The 18,336-nt window shown below is 65.4% G+C and carries 17 protein-coding genes and 1 other RNA gene; 6 read left to right on the plus strand and 12 right to left on the minus strand.

The window, feature by feature from the left end; genetic code table 11:
• Window positions 1-8: 8 nt before the first annotated feature.
• From HNP46_RS16000 to HNP46_RS16025, 6 genes are all read right to left on the minus strand, one after another.
• Complete coding sequence (locus tag HNP46_RS16000; protein WP_184590605.1) at window positions 9-1,010, minus strand: extracellular solute-binding protein; 1,002 nt, start codon at window positions 1,008-1,010, stop codon at window positions 9-11.
• 296 nt (window positions 1,011-1,306) lie between these two features.
• Complete coding sequence (locus HNP46_RS16005) at window positions 1,307-2,524, minus strand: 2-octaprenyl-3-methyl-6-methoxy-1,4-benzoquinol hydroxylase (RefSeq protein ID WP_184590607.1); 1,218 nt, start codon at window positions 2,522-2,524, stop codon at window positions 1,307-1,309.
• Window positions 2,525-2,574: 50 nt separating this feature from the next.
• Window positions 2,575-3,057 carry a DUF4442 domain-containing protein gene (locus tag HNP46_RS16010; protein WP_184590609.1) on the minus strand — a complete coding sequence of 161 codons (483 nt, stop codon included), beginning with the start codon at window positions 3,055-3,057 and terminating at the stop codon, window positions 2,575-2,577.
• 4 nt (window positions 3,058-3,061) lie between these two features.
• Entirely contained in the window at window positions 3,062-4,246 is a 1,185-nt protein-coding gene (ubiH, locus tag HNP46_RS16015; protein ID WP_184590611.1) for a 2-octaprenyl-6-methoxyphenyl hydroxylase, read from the minus strand.
• 1 nt (window position 4,247) lies between these two features.
• Complete coding sequence (gene pepP, locus HNP46_RS16020) at window positions 4,248-5,582, minus strand: Xaa-Pro aminopeptidase (RefSeq protein WP_184590613.1); 1,335 nt, start codon at window positions 5,580-5,582, stop codon at window positions 4,248-4,250.
• Window positions 5,583-5,590: 8 nt separating this feature from the next.
• Window positions 5,591-6,145: a UPF0149 family protein gene (locus HNP46_RS16025; RefSeq protein ID WP_184590615.1), complete on the minus strand. Its 555-nt coding sequence runs from the start codon at window positions 6,143-6,145 to the stop codon at window positions 5,591-5,593.
• A 182-nt stretch (window positions 6,146-6,327) separates the two neighbouring features.
• On the opposite strand from HNP46_RS16025, the gene HNP46_RS16030 reads away from it, so the two are divergent.
• The 4 genes from HNP46_RS16030 to HNP46_RS16045 all read left to right on the plus strand — a co-directional run bounded on the left by HNP46_RS16030 (window position 6,328) and on the right by HNP46_RS16045 (window position 7,749).
• Window positions 6,328-6,537 (plus strand): TIGR02449 family protein, encoded by a 210-nt coding sequence (locus HNP46_RS16030; RefSeq protein WP_017521390.1) that lies wholly within the window; start codon window positions 6,328-6,330, stop codon window positions 6,535-6,537.
• Window positions 6,534-6,878 (plus strand): cell division protein ZapA, encoded by a 345-nt coding sequence (locus HNP46_RS16035; protein ID WP_184590617.1) that lies wholly within the window; start codon window positions 6,534-6,536, stop codon window positions 6,876-6,878. Before HNP46_RS16030 ends, HNP46_RS16035 begins: the two co-directional genes overlap by 4 nt.
• Window positions 6,879-6,910: 32 nt before the next feature.
• A non-coding RNA gene (ssrS, locus tag HNP46_RS16040) (6S RNA) lies at window positions 6,911-7,089 on the plus strand.
• 9 nt (window positions 7,090-7,098) lie between these two features.
• Entirely contained in the window at window positions 7,099-7,749 is a 651-nt protein-coding gene (locus HNP46_RS16045; RefSeq protein WP_184590619.1) for a 5-formyltetrahydrofolate cyclo-ligase, read from the plus strand.
• Between the two features lie 15 nt (window positions 7,750-7,764).
• Here the strand turns inward: HNP46_RS16045 and HNP46_RS35885 are convergent, their stop codons facing one another.
• Window positions 7,765-7,899: a hypothetical protein gene (locus tag HNP46_RS35885; protein WP_128082560.1), complete on the minus strand. Its 135-nt coding sequence runs from the start codon at window positions 7,897-7,899 to the stop codon at window positions 7,765-7,767.
• A 323-nt stretch (window positions 7,900-8,222) separates the two neighbouring features.
• Here HNP46_RS35885 and HNP46_RS16050 point away from each other — a divergent pair, with 323 nt between their 5' ends.
• On the plus strand, window positions 8,223-8,684 hold the full coding sequence (locus tag HNP46_RS16050; RefSeq protein WP_184590621.1) for an EVE domain-containing protein: 462 nt from the start codon (window positions 8,223-8,225) through the stop codon (window positions 8,682-8,684).
• Between the two features lie 44 nt (window positions 8,685-8,728).
• The gene (locus tag HNP46_RS16055; RefSeq protein ID WP_184590623.1) at window positions 8,729-10,588 is read left to right on the plus strand and encodes a sensor domain-containing diguanylate cyclase; all 1,860 of its coding nucleotides are present in this window, start codon (window positions 8,729-8,731) and stop codon (window positions 10,586-10,588) included.
• 198 nt (window positions 10,589-10,786) lie between these two features.
• On the opposite strand, the gene HNP46_RS16060 is transcribed toward HNP46_RS16055, so the two are convergent.
• The 5 genes from HNP46_RS16060 to HNP46_RS16080 all read right to left on the minus strand — a co-directional run bounded on the left by HNP46_RS16060 (window position 10,787) and on the right by HNP46_RS16080 (window position 17,763).
• Window positions 10,787-11,911, minus strand: a complete 1,125-nt coding sequence (locus tag HNP46_RS16060) for an ABC transporter permease (protein WP_184590625.1) — start codon at window positions 11,909-11,911, stop codon at window positions 10,787-10,789.
• 1 nt (window position 11,912) lies between these two features.
• Window positions 11,913-14,648, minus strand: a complete 2,736-nt coding sequence (gene rbbA, locus HNP46_RS16065) for a ribosome-associated ATPase/putative transporter RbbA (protein WP_184590627.1) — start codon at window positions 14,646-14,648, stop codon at window positions 11,913-11,915.
• Window positions 14,645-15,718: an HlyD family secretion protein gene (locus tag HNP46_RS16070; RefSeq protein ID WP_184590630.1), complete on the minus strand. Its 1,074-nt coding sequence runs from the start codon at window positions 15,716-15,718 to the stop codon at window positions 14,645-14,647. The genes rbbA and HNP46_RS16070 overlap by 4 nt, the downstream gene beginning before the upstream one ends.
• A gap of 220 nt (window positions 15,719-15,938) precedes the next feature.
• Window positions 15,939-16,523: a hypothetical protein gene (locus HNP46_RS16075; protein ID WP_184590632.1), complete on the minus strand. Its 585-nt coding sequence runs from the start codon at window positions 16,521-16,523 to the stop codon at window positions 15,939-15,941.
• A complete protein-coding gene (locus HNP46_RS16080; RefSeq protein WP_184590634.1) occupies window positions 16,504-17,763 on the minus strand; it encodes a PAAR domain-containing protein in 1,260 nt (419 codons plus the stop codon). Before HNP46_RS16080 ends, HNP46_RS16075 begins: the two co-directional genes overlap by 20 nt.
• Window positions 17,764-18,336 lie beyond the last annotated feature (573 nt).

Here is an 18,336-nt window from a genome sequence, read left to right on the forward strand (position 1 = left end):
GCGGCGGATCAGTTCCAGCCGGCACGATCCATCAGCTTGATCGCCTCGGCCTGGCGCTTGCCGGCGACTTCCACCGGAATGCTGTCGGCCTTGAACTCACCCCAGGCCGCGACTTCCTGCGACGGCGCCACCTTCGGGTTGGCCGGGAATTCCTGGTTGATGCCGGCGAACAGCGACTGGGCGTCCGGCCCGGTCATCCACTCCACCAGCTGCTTCGCCGCTTCCGGATGCGGCGCATGCTTGGTCAGGCCGATGCCCGACAGGTTGACGTGCACGCCACGGTCGCCCTGGTTCGGCCAGAACAGCTTGACCGGCAGCTGCGGATTGTCCTTGTGCATGCGCCCGTAGTAGTAGGTGTTGACGATGCCGACGTCGCACTGGCCGGCGGCAATGGCCTGCAGCAGGGCGTTGTCGTCGGAGAACACGTCGGTGGCCAGGTTGTTCACCCAGCCCTGGAGAATCTCTTCGGTCTCCTGTGCGCCGTGGGTCTCGATCAGGGTGGCGGTCAGCGACTGGTTGTAGACCTTCTTCGCCGTGCGCAGGCACAGGCGGCCCTCCCACTTCGCATCGGCCAGCTCCTCGTAGGTCGACAACTCCTCGGGCTTCACCCGCTGGGTCGAATAGGCGATGGTCCGCGCGCGCAGCGACAGGCCGGTCCAGCTGTCGGTGCCGGAGCGGTACTGCGGCGGGATGTTGGCATCCAGGGTCGGCGAATCGAAGGGCTGCAGGATGCCCATCTTCTCGGCCTGCCAGAGGTTGCCGGCGTCCACGGTGAGCAGCAGGTCGGCCGGGGTGTTGGCGCCTTCGGCCTTGATCCGCGCCATCAGCGGCGCTTCCTTGTCGGTGATGAACTTGATCTTCACCCCGGTTTTCTCGGTGTAGGCATCGAACACCGGCTTGATCAGCTCGTCGATGCGCGAGGAGTAGACCACCACTTCGTCGGCGGCCTGGGCGGTGCTCCCGAGGGCGGCCAGCAGGAGGGTGGCGAGTAGACCTTGGCGCGCGAGCATGGGCTTGTCCTTTGCGGGGAAGAAATCCCGCAAATGATAAGGAACCTCATTTGCTATCGAGCCGCGTGTTTGTGTCGGGGTGTTTCGGGAGGGTGTGGTTTGGGGTCGCGGGGGTATTCGGGAAAAGCAAGAGCCCCTCACCCCAGCCCTCTCCCAGAGGGAGAGGGAGCCGTTCGGCAGGTGGGGATATCACGGAGTCCGCCGGCGAGCCCTGAACCAACAGCATGCACCGATCAGTCCCCTCTCCCTTCAGGGAGAGGGTTAGGGAGAGGGCAAGCGCCGCTCGGACTCTCCCATCAAACCCGCGCCAACTCCGGCAGGTCGCCCGACAGCCCCAACGCCTGGCGCACGAAAACACCCTTGGCCTCGTGGTGCCTGTCCACCAGCCGCAACCCGGCGTTGCGCAGCCAGCGCACGGCCAGCGGATCGGCCTGGAACAGGCGCTGGAAACCCTCCATCGCCGCCATCATCGCCAGGTTGTGCGGCATCCGCCGCCGCTCGTAGCGGCTCAGCACGCGTTCCTCGGCGATGTTCTCGCCGCGGGCGTGGGCATGTTCGATGACTTCGGCGAGCACTGCGGCATCGAGGAAGCCCAGGTTCACGCCCTGGCCGGCCAGCGGGTGAATGGTGTGCGCGGCGTCGCCGATCAGCACCAGCCCCGGCTCCACGTAGCGCTTGGCATGGCGCTGGCGCAGCGGGATGCACAGGCGGCGGTCGGCGTGTTCGATGGCGCCCAGGCGATGCTCGAAGGCCAGGCCCAGGGCCTTGCAGAAACCTTCATCGTCCAGCGCCATGAGTTTCTCGGCCTGCTCCGGCGTGGTCGACCAGACGATCGAGCACCAGTGCGCGTCGCCTTCTTTTGCCAGCGGCAGGAAGGCCAGCGGGCCGTCGTCGGTGAAGCGCTGCCAGGCGGTGGCCTGGTGCGGCTTTTCGCAGCGCACGCTGGTAACGATGGCGTGGTGCAGGTAATCCCATTCGCGGGTGGCGCAGCCGGCCAGGCGGCGCACGGCGGAGTTGGCGCCGTCGGCGGCGACCACCAGCGACGTGCGGATTTCGCGGCCGTCGGAGAGGCTCAGCAGCCAGTCGTCGCCGGAGTGGCGCAGCTGCTCCAGGCGTGCGTTGGGCAGCAGGCCCAGGGCGGAGTCGTGCAGGCGCTCCAGCAGGGCATCCTGTACCACACGGTTCTCGACGATATGGCCGAGCATCTCCGCATGCACGCTCGCAGCGCTGAAATGAATCTGCCCGGTGCCGGAGCCATCCCACACCTGCATCTCGCGGTAGGGCTCGGCGCGGCGCGCGGCGATGCCGTCCCAGGCGTGCAGGCGCTGGAGGATGCGCCGGCTGGCCTCGGACAGCGCACTGACGCGCGGCTCGAAAGGCGCTTCGCGGTCGAACGGTTTCACGCTCAGCGGCGAGCCGTCCAGCAGCAGGATATCCAGCCCGCTGCCTTCCAGGGCCAGGGCCAGCGCACTGCCGACCATTCCCGCCCCGACGATAACCAGATCCGCGTGCATGTGCGTTCCTTCTTCAGCGGCCCGCGCAGCTTCGGCGCGGGCATCGAAATTCAAGCGGCCTGCCGCACGCGCGGCTTGAGCCTTACGTACAACGTCTTCTGCACCCGCGCCACCAGGGTGCCTTCGCCGTCACGCACTTCGGCATGCAGGCGCGGCAGGTATTTCGCCCCGTCCGCCGTGTGCTGGCGGATCTCGTCGAGCAGCGCCTGGTCGATGCGGAATTCGGCATACACCGGACCCTTGCCGGGGCTGACGAATTCGATGTTGGCGGCCTTGTCCCAGACGATGTAGTCGCGCCCCAGGTTCTCCATCAGCATCAGCATGAAGAACGGGTCGGTCATGCTGTACAGGCTGCCGCCGAACTGGGTGCCGACGTAATTGCGGTTGAACAGGTTCAGGCCCATCTTCACCCGCACCTCGCGGAAATCCGCGCTGATGTGGCGCACCCGCACCCCGGCGCCGAGGTAGGGCGGGTAGAGGTTCAGGCCAAAACGCAGTAGGCGGGCGCGGCGGGAGCTCTTGCGTGGTTCCATTCAGTCACACCGGTCGGGCGCCCAGGCCCATGGCCTGGCGGGCGAACCAGCGCTTGGCCGGTGGCAGCAGGTCGAGGCCGAGCAGGCCGATGTTGCGGCCGGTGGCCAGCAGCGGCTGGGTGTTGGAGAACAGCCGGGTGACGCGGTCGGAGAAGCCGACGGTCATCTGCTGGTCCAGGCGCTGGCCATCGAGGTAGCGCTGCAGCACGGCGAAATCGCCCGGCGCGGCGTCTTCCTGCAGCAGGCGGTCGCCCAGGGCCTTGGCATCGCGCAGCGACAGGTTGAAGCCCTGCCCGGCGATCGGGTGCAGGCTGTGGGCGGCGTTGCCCAGCACGACCAGGTGCGGGCGAATCTGTTCGTCGGCCTCGGTCAGGCTCAGCGGGTAGCCGTAACGCGCACCGACCTGGCGCAGCGTGCCCAGGCGATAGCCGAAGGCTTCCTGCAACTCAGCGAGGAAGGCTGCGTCGGGCAACTCGCGCAGACGTTCGGCATCGCGGCCGTTGCGGGTCCAGACCAGTGCGCAGCGGTTCTCCGGCAGCGGCAGCAGGGCCAGCGGGCCGTTCTCGGTGAAGCGTTCGAAGGCTTGTCCACGATGGGCTTCGGACGGGCTGATGTTGGCGATCAGCGCGGTCTGTCCGTAGGACGCGGAGCGCACGTTGATACCCAGCTGTTCGCGCAGGCCGGAGCGGCCGCCGTCGGCCAGCACGGCGAGGTCGCAGTCCAGCGGCGAGTCGTCGTCCAGGGTCAGGCGGTAGCCGTCGCCCAGCGCATCCATCCGCCGCACTTCGGCGGGGCAGCGCCAGCTCACCACGTCCGGGTCCAGCGCGCGCCACAGGCACTGGCCGAGCCAGGCGTTCTCCACCACGTAACCGAGTGCGGGAACGCCCTCTTCCACCGCCGTCAGACGCGCGGCGCCGAAGCGGCCGCGGTCGGAGACATGGATCTGGGTGATCGGCTCGGCACGCTGGGCGATCTGCTGCCAGAGACCCAGGCGTTCGTAGATCTGCCGGCTGCCGAACGACAGCGCCGAGGAACGCGCGTCGTAGCTGGGCTGGTAGGCATCGCCAGGGGCGAAGGGCTCGATCAGCACGATCTGCCAGCCGCGCGCGCGGGCGCCGGCCTGGAGAATCAGCGCAAGGCTCGCGCCAACCAGTCCGCCACCGATGATGGCCAGTTGCGTCCGTTGCATGTCAGGCGGCCTGGGCCTTGGCCTCGGCCATCAGCGCTTCGATCTCGGCAACCGTCTTCGGCACGCCATTGGTCAGCACTTCGCAGCCGGTTTTGGTCACCACCACGTCGTCCTCGATGCGCACGCCGATGCCGCGCCACTTCTTCGGCACTTCGGTGTTGTCCGGGGAGATATAGATGCCCGGCTCGACGGTCATCGCCATGCCCGGTTCGAGCACGCGCCATTCGCCGCCGACGCGGTATTCGCCGACGTCGTGTACGTCCATGCCCAGCCAGTGCCCGGCACGGTGCATGTAGAAGGCCTTGTAGGCTTCGCGCTCGATCAGCTCGTCGACGTCGCCCTTGAGCAGTCCCAGCTCCACCAGACCGGCGGTGATGACCCGCACGGTGGCCTCGTGGGCTTCGTTCCAGTGACGGCCCGGAGCGATGTAGTCGAAGGCCGCCATATTGGCGTCCAGCACCAGTTGATAGATGGCCTTCTGCTCGGGGCTGAAGGTGCCGCTGGCGGGGAAGGTGCGGGTGATGTCGCTGGCGTAGCAGTCGATCTCGCAGCCGGCGTCGATCAGGATCAGGTCGCCGTCCTTGATCTGCGCGTCGTTCTCCCGGTAGTGCAGGATGCAGGCGTTGCGGCCGGTGGCGACGATGGAGCCGTAGGCCGGCATCTTCGCGCCGCCCAGGCGGAAGGCGTACTCCAGCTCGGCTTCCAGGTGGAATTCGTAGAGGCCCGGACGGCAGGCCTGCATGGCGCGGATGTGCGCACCGGCGGAGACTTCCGCCGCGTAGCGCATCACCTTCACCTCGCCGGCGCTCTTGTAAAGGCGCTGGTCGTGCAGCAGGTGGTCGAGGGCGACGAACTCGTTCGGCGGCTGCGCACCCTGGCGCGCCTTGGAGCGGATCACATTGATCCAGTCCATCAGCCGGCGATCGAATTCCTGGTTGGCGCCCAGCGCGTAGTACACGCGGTCGCGGCCTTCGATCAGGCCGGGAAGGATGTCGTCGATATCACCGATGGGGAAGGCATCGTCGGCGCCGAAGGTACCGATGGCGCCATCCTGGCCGGCGCGCAGGCCGTCCCAGAGTTCACGCTCCGGATCGCGCTCGCGGCAGAACAGCACGTACTCGCCGTGCTCGCGGCCGGGGATCAGCGCCATCACCGCTTCCGGCTCGGGGAAGCCGGTGAGGTACTGGAAGTCGCTGTCCTGGCGGTAGACGTGCTCGACGTCGCGGTTGCGGATGTACATCGGCGCCGCCGGGAGAATGGCGATGCTGTTGGGTTCCATCTGCGCCATCAGCGCCTTGCGACGACGGGCGTATTCCGACTTGGCGATACGGATCATGCGCGACCTCAATGCAGGGAGGGTTTCTCGGCCGGTGCCGGCACCTTGCCGAATTCGGAGAACAGCAGCAGCGGGGCGACGCGCAGGTATTCCTGCACTTCCATGTAGTCGGCCTCGCCGTCTTCGGATTCTTCCAGCTGGCCGCCGACCTGGGCGATGGCAGCGATGTCCTGCAGCACTTCGTCGGCTTCGTCGGACAGGCTGGGGGCACGCAGCGCCAGGCCGAAGCCGGCGAGGAAGCCCTGGCACCACTGGCCCAGGGCGGTGGCGCGCTCGGCCAGCGGCGCGTCGTCGTTGGGCAGCATCAGCACCACGGCCATCTCGCCCTGGCTGAAGTCCTGCTGGACCATGCCCAGCAGGCCGCCCAGGGCCGCGCCCAGGCGCTCGCCCGGTTCGCCGCCGAGCAGATCACCGGCGGCCTGCAGCCATTCGCCCTGGTCGAAGCCTGCGCCGGCGCAGACACGGCCGAGCAGGTGGCCGTGCAGTTCGGCGGGGGAAATGGGCAGGGCGGCCTCGGCGAGCAGGGCGGCGAATGCGGTGTAGGCGGAGCTGGAAGTGGACATGATCGAACCCGGGTGACGGCTAGGCGCCATCAGGCGCCGCGCATAGAATATGGTCCGTTATCCTAGCACCGGCGCACACCGCAAGACCATGTGACGACGCGCCGGGCAGCCGTGCGTTGACCCACCCCCACGGCAGTCCTATATAGTTCTCGATTACTTAAGCAACTCCCAAGCGAGAGCCCATGGAAGACGCCGACCTGCACGCGCTGATCGCCAAGTTCGACCTGCTGCTCCAGCGCCTGGAACAGCTCAAGGCCGAGAACCGGCTGCTGCGGGCGAACGAGAAAAGCTGGCGGGAAGAACGCGCCCATCTGATCGAGAAGAACGATTTGGCTCGGCAGAAGGTCGAAGCGATGATTTTGCGTCTTAAAGCCCTGGAGCAGGACTCATGAGCCAGTCGAACACCCTGAACGTCCAAATCCTCGACAAGGAGTACTGCATCGCGTGCCCTGCGGACGAGCGCGTCAACCTGGAGAGCGCCGCGCGCTACCTGGACAGCAAGATGCGCGAGATCCGTTCCAGCGGCAAGGTGATCGGCGCTGACCGCGTCGCCGTGATGGCCGCGCTGAACATCACCCACGACCTGCTGCACAAGCAGGAGCGCGTGGAGCAGGACAGCGGCTCGACCCGCGAGCGCGTACGCGAACTGCTCGAGCGTGTGGATCGCGCGCTGACCAGCGATGCGCCGTCAGGCGAGGTGCATACCACCGATAAAGACCAGGGTGAAGTCTGACCCCGGAAATTTCCTTGGGGTATACTCCTCCTCGCTCCCTGGTGTGTTTGCCAGTCGGTGATGTCCCTGAGCCGATAATTGCAACAACGGGGGTTGCCAGTTGGGCTGGTGTGCATGTCCGCACGACGGAAAGCCTTAAAGCCTACTGCAACCACCACCTTGAACTCTCGGGTTCAAGGGCTAACCCGACAGCGGCATGTCCGGGGAGCTTTACCCTTCCATGATCCCTTCCGACGGTCTCTCCCGCCCTGCCCTGCGCCGCCAGTTGCGCCAGGCCAGACGCGCGCTCACTCCCCTGCAGCAACGCCGCGCCGCCCAGGCCCTGTATCGCCAGCTCGCACAGCATCCGCTGTTCCGCCGGGCGAAGCATATTGCCCTGTACCTGCCGGCTGACGGCGAAATCGACCCGCGTCCGTTGATGAAGGCCGCCCAGCAGCGTGGCAAGGCCACCTACCTGCCGGTGCTCTCGGACTGGCCGCGCACGCACATGACCTTCCAGCAGGTGGGCGTGGGCGAACGCTGGAAACCCAATCGTTTCAACATTGCCGAACCCGTCGCCGACCGCGGTCGTCAACGCCCCGCCTGGGCGCTGGACCTGCTGTTGCTGCCGCTGGTGGGCTTCGACCCGCAAGGTGGCCGGCTGGGCATGGGCAAGGGGTTCTACGACCGCACCCTGGCGTACCTGGGCAGGCGCAAAAATTGGCAGAAACCGACGCTGCTGGGTCTGGCGCATGAATGCCAGAAGGTCGACAGGCTGGAGCTGGCGAGCTGGGATGTGCCGCTGCTGGGCATTGTGACGGACGGCGGCTGGTATGGCCGTCTCGCTACGGCATCGCGTCCCTGCGATGTCCGTCGCGACGGCAGTCGCTGATCGAAGACGAACGGATCAGGGCTGCTGGGTGACCTGCACCGGGGCGTTGCCCTGGCGTTGTTCCCACAGGCTCTGGGTGTAACCGGTAGTGACGACACCCAGACCGAAAAGTATTACCAACACCCACAGAAGATCAGGCTTGCGCTTCATCGATTGCCTCCCCCTTCCAGGCAATTGTCCCCGATGGCCGGCGGTGATTTTTGGTCCGTCCGGCGGGCCGAGCTGAAAACGGCGGCATTCTCCGACAATGAAAGGCATCCCGCAATTCTGACGCCAACCGATCGTCGGACGATGCTCGCCCTGCAAAACTTCGCGCACATTCAGGCAATGTTCATGCCGAATTCCTACATATTCTTCCTACAGCAAGTTTCCGGCGAGCCGGCAGCTTGTCGCAGGGGAAACGCCTACCCTTGAAGCCATAGGGTATCCACACCCATGATCCGAATCCGCCACCGACCAGGAGATTTTCGCCGATGGCCCGCGCTTACTGGCTGATGAAATCCGAGCCCGACGAACTGTCGATCCATGACCTCGAACGCCTCAAGACCGCGCGCTGGGATGGCGTGCGCAACTACCAGGCGCGCAACTTCATGCGCAGCATGCAGGCGGGCGATCTGTTCTTCTTCTACCACTCCAGCTGTCCGGAGCCGGGCATCGCCGGGATCGCCCGGATCGAGGGCGAGCCCTACCCCGACCCGACCGCGCTCGACCCGCAGAGCCACTACCACGACCCCAAGGCCAGCGAGCAGAAGAACCCCTGGACCGCACGCGACGTCAGCTTCGTCGAAGCCTTCGGCACGGTGCTGGCGCTGGGCACCCTCAAGGCGCAGGCGGGACTGGAGGAAATGCCGCTGGTACAGAAGGGCAGCCGTCTGTCGGTGATGCCGGTCACCGCCGAACAATGGGCGATCGTCGTCGGCCTGGCGCGCAAATAAAGGCAATGTGCTATTAGATTGCTGAACCCCCCGGAATCAGCCGCATGCGCCGCCTTCAGTCCTCACTCGTGACCTACCTCGGGCTGGGCGGCCTGCTCGGCGTGCTGTTGTTCGCCAGCGCCTGGCTCGGCCGGGAGCTGGCGGACAGCGAGCGCGAGCGCGTCGGCGAGCGCCTGACCTACCAGGGTCGCAGCCTGGCGCACCAGCTGGAAGCCAACCTGCACGAGCAGGTGCAGGGGTTGAACCTGATGGCCCAGCTGTGGACTCACCACAGCCGCATGCCACGCGCCGAATGGGAGCTGGACGCACGCTTCTACGTGCACAGCTTCGCCGGCTACCAGTCGATCCAGTGGTCCGGTCCGGACCTGCGTATCCGCTGGCTGGAGCCGCTGCAGGGCAACGAGGCGGCGCTGAACTTCCGCCTCACCGAGCAGCACCCCAACTACGCCACCGCCATGGCCGCGCGCGACAGCGGCATGCCGCGCCTGAGCGACAGCGTCGAACTGGTCCAGGGCGGTCGCGGCTTCGTGCTCTACGCTCCGGTCTTCATCCGCGATGCCGGCAACCAGCTGCAGTTCGACGGTTTCATGCAGGGCGTGTTCCGCGTCGGCCCGCTGATGGACAACCTGCTCGAACAGGCCGACAACCGCCTGTTCGGCGTGCGCCTGCTGGAACACGGCCAGCCGCTCTACGTCCGCGACCAGCCCGACAGCGACGCCGGGCAGGTCCTGCGCCTGCCGCTGCGCCTGCTCAACAACCGCAGCTTCGAGCTGGAGCTGCGCCCCACCGCGAAGCTGGTGCGCTCGCTGTCCTCGCCGCTGCCGCTGGTGGTGTTCGGCGGCGGCGTGGCGATCAGCCTGCTGCTGGTGGCGGCGTTGTTCCTGGCGCGGGAGAACGCCCGCCGCGCCACCGCGCTGAGCGCCAGCAACCAGTTGCTGAATCTTGAAGCGCAGCAGCGCCAGGAAGTCGAGGCGGACCTGCGCGACAGCCGTGGACGCCTGCAGCTGGCCCTGGACCTGACCGACTCCAGCCGCGACGCGCTGTTCATCTTCGACCTGCAACAGCGCGAGCTGCTGCACATGAACCGTGCCACCTACAACGGCCTGGGCTACAGCGCCGAGGAGTTCCGCCGGCTGCTGCACCTGGACCCGGAGCGGCTGATCCCCGGCTTCTTCGCCTGGATCCAGCTGGTACAGCAGGCGCACCGGCTGAACCTGTCGATGATCTTCCAGCGCGAGATGCAACGCCGCGACGGCAGCCTGCAGCCGGCGGAGATCAACACCCAGCTGATCCACCAGGGCGAGCGTGACTACCTGATCGCCGTGGCCCGCGACAACAGCGAGCGCCTGCAGCTGGAGGCCCAGTTGCAGAAGCTGTCGCAGCAGGACGGCCTCACCGGGCTGTTCAACCGCCGCTACTTCGACCGCCAGCTGCAGAGCGAGTGGCGGCGCCTGCGCCGGGCCGATGCGCCGCTGGCGGTGCTGATGCTGGATGTCGACCACTTCAAGCGCTTCAACGACTGCCTCGGCCACCTGGCCGGCGACGATGCGCTGCGCCGGGTCGCCAGCTGCCTGCAGGAATGCCTGCAACGCGAGGGGGACGTGGCGTGCCGTTACGGTGGTGAGGAGTTCGTCATCATCCTCACCGACACCGGCCTGGACGGCGCCAGCCATGTCGCCGCGCGCGTGCACCAGCGCGTGGCCGAGCTGGGCATCGGTCACCCTGGAGCCGAACTGGGCAGGCTGACGGTGAGCATCGGCGTGGCCATCGCCACGCCGGGGCAGGATGCCGAGCCGGACCAGTTGATCTCCCAGGCCGACCAGGCGCTGTACGCGGCCAAGCACAGGGGGCGCAACCAGACCTGTGTGTGGCCGGTGGATCTGCTGGAGCAACTGCCTTCCTGAAACCCTGTGCGGGGTCTGCCCTCTCCCTAACCCTCTCCCTGAAGGGAGAGGGGACTGGTCGGCACGAGCTCATGGCTCTCAGCTCGCCGGCTGACTCTGCCATAACCACCTGCGCCGAACGGCTCCCTCTCCCTTCAGGGAGAGGGTGGGGGAGAGGGAGCGGAGCCAACGGGACAGGCGTCGCGACATTCCTTCAGATCACGCCATCTGCCCGATAGTCCGGCGGAAGCGCCACAGCGCGCCGAAGAAGAACGCCGCGCCGATCCCGACGATGCCCAGCAGTTGCGGCCAGACGATGGACAGGTCGGCGCCGCGATAGAGGATCGCCTGGGCCAGGCTGACGAAGTGGGTGGTCGGCGCCGCCAGCATGATGGTCTGCACCAGCTCCGGCATGCTCTCGCGCGGCGTGGTGCCGCCGGAGAGGATCTGCAGCGGCATCAGCGTGAGGATCACCAGCAGCCCCAGCTGCGGCATGGAGCGCGCCACGGTGCCGAGGAAGATACCCATGGACGTGGTGGCGAACAGGTGCAGCGCCGCGCCCAGCAGGAACAGCCCCACCGAGCCGCTGATCGGCACGTCGAGCCAGCCGCGCACCACCAGCTGCAGCGAGATCGCCGCTGCCACCAGCACCACTGTGCCCATGGACCAGACCTTGGCCATCATGATCTCGAAGGCGGTCAGCGGCATCACCAGCAGGTGCTCCACCGTGCCGTGCTCGCGCTCGCGGATCAGCGCGGCGCCGGTGAGGATGATCGACAGCATGGTGATCTGGTTGATCACCTCCATCACCGCGCCGAACCAGGCCTGGGTCAGGTTCGGGTTGAACTCCATGCGCACCGCCAGCTCCGCCGGCATCGCCGCCTCGGCGCGGTAGCGGCTGACGAATTCGCTGACCTCGGTGCCGACGATGTTCTGGATGTAGCCGGCGCCGGAGAAGGCCTGGCCAGTCTGCGTCGCGTCGACGTTGACCTGGATCGCCGGCTGCCGCCCGGCCAGCACGTCGCGCTGGAAGTCCGGCGGGATGTCCAGGGTAAAGGTGTACAGGCCGACGTCCATGCCGCGGTCCATCTGCGCGTGGCCGATCATTTCCGGCGTACGGAAATACGGCGGCTGGAAGGCATTGATGATGCGCGTGGAGAGCTGCGACTGGTCCTCGTCGACGATGGCGATGGGTGCGTGGTGCAGGGTTTCCGGCACGCCGGTGGCCGAGCTGTAGACCCCCAGGGTGAAGGCCCAGGCGATCAGGATCAGCATCGCGTAGTCGCGGCCCAGGCTGCGGAATTCCTTGATGCCGAGGTTGAAGATGTTCGCCAGCTTGTTCATCTCAGACCTCCTGCTTCTTCAGGCAGGCCACGCTGAGCAGCGTCAGCACCACCACCATGGCCAGCAGCGGCAGGTAGTAGACCCACAGGTCGGCAAACCCCAGCGCCTTGGAGAAGGCGCCGCGGCTGACGATGAGGAAATGCGAGGTCGGGTAGAGCTTGCCGATCACCGCCGCCGCGCCTTCCAGCGAGGACACCGGGTGGATCAGCCCGGAGAACTGGATCGCCGGGATCATGGTGGCGATGGCGGTGCCGAACACCGCGGCAATCTGGCTCTTCATGAAGGTCGAGAGCAGCAGGCCGAGCCCGGTACTGGTCACCACGTAGAGGAACGCGCCGACCAGCAGCGCCAGGAAACTGCCCTTGAGCGGCACCTGGAACAGCAGCACGGCCATGGCCAGCATCAGCACGAAGTTGATCATGCCCATGCCGATGTAGGGCAGCTGTTTGCCGAGCAGGAATTCCAGGCGCGTGACCGGGGTGACGTAGAGGTTGGTGATCGAACCCAGCTCCTTCTCGCGTACCACGCCCAGGGCGGTGAGCATCGCCGGGATCATGATCAGCAGCAGCGGGATGACCGCCGGCACCATGGCCTTGAGGCTCTCCACGTCCGGGTTGTAGCGGAAGCGCACTTCGGTGCTCGCCGCGGCACTGGCGGCGGCATTGCCGTTCTGCCGCGCAAGGTCGGCCAGGTAGCTGGCGTGCAGCCCCTGCACGTAGCCGAGCACGGTGTTGGCGCGGGTCGGCATGGCGCCGTCGATCCACACGCCGATGGCCGGGTCGGCGCCGCGCTTGAGGTCGCGGCCGAAGTTCGGCGGGATTTCCACCGCCAGGCTGATGTCGCCGCTGCGCAGGCGCCGCTCCAGTTCCTCGGGGTTCTGGATCGGCGCCTTCTCGATGAAGTAGCGCGAGCCGGCAATGTTCAGCGCATAGGCCTGGCTGGTGGTGGTCTGGTCGCGGTCGAGCACCGCGTAGGTGAGGTCCTCGACGTCCATGTTGATGCCGTAGCCGATGATGAACATCAGCAGCGCGGTGCCCACCAGCGCCAGGGTCAGGCGGATCGGGTCGCGGCGCAGCTCCATGGCCTCGCGGCGTGCGTAGCTGAACAGGCGCAGCCAGCTGAAGCGGTCGCTGCCCTGGTACTTTCCGGGCTCGGCGGGAGTCTCCACCGCCGGCGCGGCATCGGGCACCGGCGCGCTGCCGGCGGCCTCTTCCAGGTAGGCGATGAAGGTGGCTTCCAGGGTCGGCAGCCCGCGCTTGTCGATCAGCCCCTGCGGCGTGTCGCTGTCGAGTACCTTGCCGGCGTGCATCAGCGAGATGCGGTCGCAGCGTTCGGCCTCGTTCATGAAGTGGGTGGAGATGAAGATGGTCACGCCATCGTTGCGCGACAGCTCCACCATCAGCTCCCAGAAGCCGTCGCGGGCCACCGGGTCAACGCCCGAGGTGGGCTCGTCGAGGATGAGGATTTCCGGCTTGTGGATCACCGCCACGGCCAGCGACAGGCGCTGGCGGATGCCCAGCGGCAGGCTGTCGGGAAGCTCGTCGCGGACCTTGCCCAGGTCGAAGCGTTCGAGCATCTCCTGCACCCGCGGCGCGATCTGCTCGTGGGGCAGGTGGAACAGCTTGGCGTGCAGTTCCAGGTTCTGCAGCACCGTCAGCTCGGCATACAGCGAGAAGGCCTGGGACATGTAGCCGACACGCCGGCGCGTTGCCATGTCATTGGCGTTCACCGGCTGGCCGAACAGCGCGCAGGTGCCTTCGCTGGCCGGCAACAGGCCGGTGAGCATCTTCATGGTGGTGGACTTGCCGCAGCCGTTGGAGCCGAGGAAGCCGAAGATTTCCCCGCGCTCGATGCGAAAGCTGACGCGGTCCACCGCGACGAAATCGCCGAAGCGGCAGGTCAGCCCCTCGGCCTCGATGGCGATCTGCGGCGCGCCGTCAGGCTGCGGGCGCGGCGGAATCACCAGCTTGTGGTGGCCGGCGCGCTTGCTCTCGGGCAGCAGCGCGATGAACGCCTCTTCGAGATTCTGCGTGGCGGTGTGCTCGCGCAACTCAGCCGGCGTGCCGGTGGCGAGCACCTTGCCCTCGTCCATCGCCACCAGGTGGTCGAAGCGTTCGGCCTCTTCCATGTAGGCGGTAGCGACCAGCACGCTCATGCCTTCGCGGCCGGCGCGGATGCGGCCGATCAGCTCCCAGAACTGGTTGCGCGACAGCGGGTCGACGCCGGTGGTGGGCTCGTCGAGGATCAGCAGGTCGGGGTCGTGGATCAACGCGCAGCACAGCCCGAGCTTCTGCTTCATGCCGCCGGAGAGTTTGCCCGCCGGACGCTCGGCGAAGGGCGCAAGACCGGTGCTGTGCAGCAGGTCGGCGATGCGCCGCTCGCGTTCGGCCTTGTCGTGGCCGAACAGGCGGCCGAAGAAATCGACGTTCTCGAACACCGAGAGCGTCGGGTAGAGGTTCTTGCCCAGGCCCTGCGGCATGTAGGCGATGCGCGGGCACACGGCGCGGCGGTGGCGGGCGTCGCGCATGTCGCCACCAAGCACCTGGATTTCGCCGTCCTGCATCTTCCGCGCGCCGGCGATCAGCGCCAGCAGGCTGGACTTGCCGACGCCGTCCGGGCCGATCAGGCCGACCATGCGGTTGGCCGGGATGTCGAGGGTGACGTCGTCCACTGCGCGGGTCTCGCCATAGCGCAGCGAGACGCCAGCCAGACGGGCCACGCAGTCGGCGGCGTTCATTGCGGGACCTTGATCTGCAGCTCAGCCGGCCATTCCACCTGCGGGTCGAGGCGCAGGTAGGCCATGCCCGGCACACCGGTCTTCACGTAGGTGATGTACTTCTCCAGCAGGCCCGGATCGAGGCGCGCCTTGACGCGGAACATCAGCTTCTCGCGCTCGTTGGCGGTCTCCACGGTCTTGGGCGTGAACTGCGCGACGCTGGCGACGTAGGACACCTTGGCCGGGATCACGTACTCGGGCACGGCGTCGATCACCAAGTGCACTTCCTGGCCCAGCCCGACCTTGCCGGCCTGGCCCGAGGGCAGGAAGAAGGTCATGTAGACGTCGGCCAGGTCGACCATGTTGAGCAGCTTGCCGCCGGCCGCCAGCACCTCGCCCGGCTGCGCCACGCGGTACTGCACGCGGCCGTTGCGCGGGGCCTTGAGCAGGCTGTCGTCGATGTCCGCCTGCAGGCGCACGACGCTCGCGGTGGCGGCCTCGATGGCCGACTGCGCCTCGATCACCTGGGAGCGCGCGGCGGAGATGCCGGCCTGCGCCGAAACCACCTGGGAGCGCGCCGCGGCCAATGCCGCCTGGGCGCTCTGCATGGTCGCGCGGTCGTCATCCAGTTGCTGTTGCGGCAGGGCGTTGCGCTTGACCAGTTGTTCGGTGCGGGTGAAACGCTTCTGTGCGGCGGTCAGTTCGGCCTGGCGCTGGGCGACCACGGCTTCGGCGGTGGACTTCTCGCTGGTGCGCTGGGCCACCAGGGACTCGGCGGTGAGCTGGGCGTTCTGCGCCCGCCGCACTTCGGCCTGGGCCTGGGCGAGCTGGGCCTGGAGCACCTGGGTGTCCATCTTCGCCACCACGTCGCCGGCCTTCACGAAGTCGCCTTCGTCCACCAGGATCTCGGCCACGCGGCCGGGCAGCTTGGTGGCCACGTCGACCTCGGTGGCCTCGATGCGCCCGTTACCGCTGGCGAAGCCCTCGGGCAGGCCGCTGGGCTTGAAGGTCTGCCAGGCCAGCGCGGCGAGCACGGCCACGACCAGCACCGCGAGGCCGCGGTTGCGCCAGCTTTTTGCGTTTGCTGTCATCCGAAACTCCCCTTGTCCATGCGCTCTGATCTGAGCGGATCATGGAGGGATATTCGGCGACCAACGGCGAATGCCGGTTGATGCAGGTCAGGGGTGCGACGAAAAGTCCTACACGTAAGAATCTTAATCAGTAAGCGGGAAGGCGCCCAAGCAAGATCCCTAATCGAACGCTAACCCGCCAAACTCCATAAAAAAGCCCACCGGGTGGTGGGCTTCGTCGTCAGGGAGACTGCGGCTTTTCGCAGCTTCCATATGCGGCCTCGAGAGCCTTTGCGTAGTCCACATAGGTCTCAGGATCGTAGGGCTGCGCCCGGATCTTGAAACTGGAGTCTCCGCTGTACCCAATCCTTTGACGCACTCTTACGGCCCACTTTTGCCCTTGATGCAGGGCGATCAGATCAAAAAGATGCCCGTCAATCTCACTGTCATCACTCAGGCTGGAATACACGTATTTCATGCGGAGATACCACTCCGGTATAGCCGTCACGGATCTGATCACTTCCTTGGCTACGCGCCTCTCTTCATCGGCCGATCCGGGCATGTCTTCAATCGTCATACTTTCGGCCCGCTGTAAGGCGTCTACCGGAGCGGCCAGTGGTTTGCGACTGATCAGACGCGAAAAGCGGCAGTCGAATACCCATTTTTCCGAGTTCACGTATTCATCGGCGTAGATGACGACTCCATTACCAAAGTCGGTTTGATACACACTCGTCATACTCTGGACCCCATACCTGGCGGCAATGTACAAAAAAGGAGAAAGAACGATAAAGAAGGCCCAAACGACCTTATTTCGGTAGAAACTCAAAGTGCCCTCCTGGCGCCCCGATTGGCGTGTCACCTGACTCAACGGGGTTTACTGCTCCCATGATCTGATACGTGAAATTGAACTCATCGTGAATATCCTTTCGCTCACCGGCCAGCGCCTCCCATTTTTTGCACCAGTTTTCGTCGGGCATCCTGCCTTTGCTGGCTCGACACAGCTTTCCAAACTGCCGCTCATCGACCCTCCCCCAAGTGTTCTTGTACTCAGAGCGCCGGACGTATGCGCGAACCGAAATGCCTAAGTGGTTCGCCATCAACTGAGCCAGGCTTTCGTTAGTCTGTGGAAAAAACTGAATGCCGTCCTCAATTCGATATTCCGACCGATTGCCCATTCCCGTTCTGCAGGCGAAGCTTTCGAGTTTCGCCGAGGTGCTGAAAGCCTGGGGCGAAATCTTCTCGTAGTTGAGTACATCTAGCGAAAGCCGGTGGCCACCAGGTAGTTCGTACCCAAACGCCACCTTATGTGGCACGCCGTGGCTAAAAAGCGCGAGGTGTTGAATTGGGGAAGTCGCTCGATCCTTGCCCTGATTCAGGTAATCGATCAGCTCCTGCGCAGTCGCGACCTCTACAACCCCTGCGTCATACGCCTTAGCAGAGTCGCGAGCGAAGCCAAGCATTACAGCGGTGTATGCCGGTGTGAAGATCACCAGCGTACGGACAAGCGAGGGTTCACGTTGCCTGAATACAGCCAGCTCGCGAACCGCCTGGCCAATGAACATCATTTTGTTGCCAGATGAGTTGTCGTGCTGGCTTCCAGCAACAGCTATCAACTCCGGCGAAAGCGTCTTCTCAGGAGACGCGCTGGGCTGTAACAGTGCCCCAGCCTGGAAAGCTCGCTGCTCCAGGTTCGGATCCGCAAGAAGCTGGGCCATCAGCGATTCATTTACGGAACCGTCCTTCCACACAGCACCGAGCTTTGCAAAATCTACGACGGCTCGCGTCGAGGCCCCTGCGAACTGGAATCCGCCAAAAGTATCTGGACTTCCCGTCGTAATCGTCCCGCCGTGACTCGTGGGACTGCCAAGGTGCGCAAGCGGCAGGTTGTCGATGAGGATTGAAGGGAAGCCAACGGTGATAGCTGCGCCGCAGCCACAAACGTCGCCCACACGTGCAGCGCCAAGGTAATTGATCTGCGTATCAGGTGAGGCGGAAACAATGGGTGAGGTGCCGTGGCCGGGAATAGGGCAAACGTGCAGATCACCTAAACGGGCGGTAGGAATCATGCCAATCCTTGGTAGCGACTTATCGACCCACGATGATAATCCGCTTCGAACTGTGCAAATTCTTGCCGCATCCCCTCTAGACCGCGGCCCACCTGGGGAAAATAAATTTCCTGCCGCTCAAAATCAGAGCAGGTCCGACGAGCTTATCCGGCATTGCGCAAAATCCTGCCGGGAAAAAACTGCCGGAAGGACACGCACTTTTCCCCCTCCCGCCGACGCGCTCTGTATAGAAAAAAAGTGCAATGCAGGCAGAAGTGAAAACATACCCACAGGCACCGCAGTAGCTGGAGTCTCATCGTAGAACGGGTGCTTCACATCGGGATAAAAAATGAAAAAAATTCAGAAAACCTGACGGTGATTTCATCGCCATTTTCACACGGCAAAAAGCCCCACAGCCCACGGCTATAAGGGGATTGAGAAATTTTTCTCTAAAGTACTGATCTGGCCAGTAATGAGAGAAATGGTCGCCCTGGGAGAGTGGTCTGCTCCCCGCATCTGAGTACAGGGACTCACGCTAATTTTGCTGCCTGTTTGCGCCGCCGAAATTCCCTTGGGGATCGGTAGTTCAAGGCG

Origin of the sequence: Pseudomonas nitroreducens, assembly GCF_014204515.1 — a bacterium.
Taxonomy (GTDB): Bacteria; Pseudomonadota; Gammaproteobacteria; order Pseudomonadales; family Pseudomonadaceae; genus Pseudomonas; species Pseudomonas nitritireducens_A.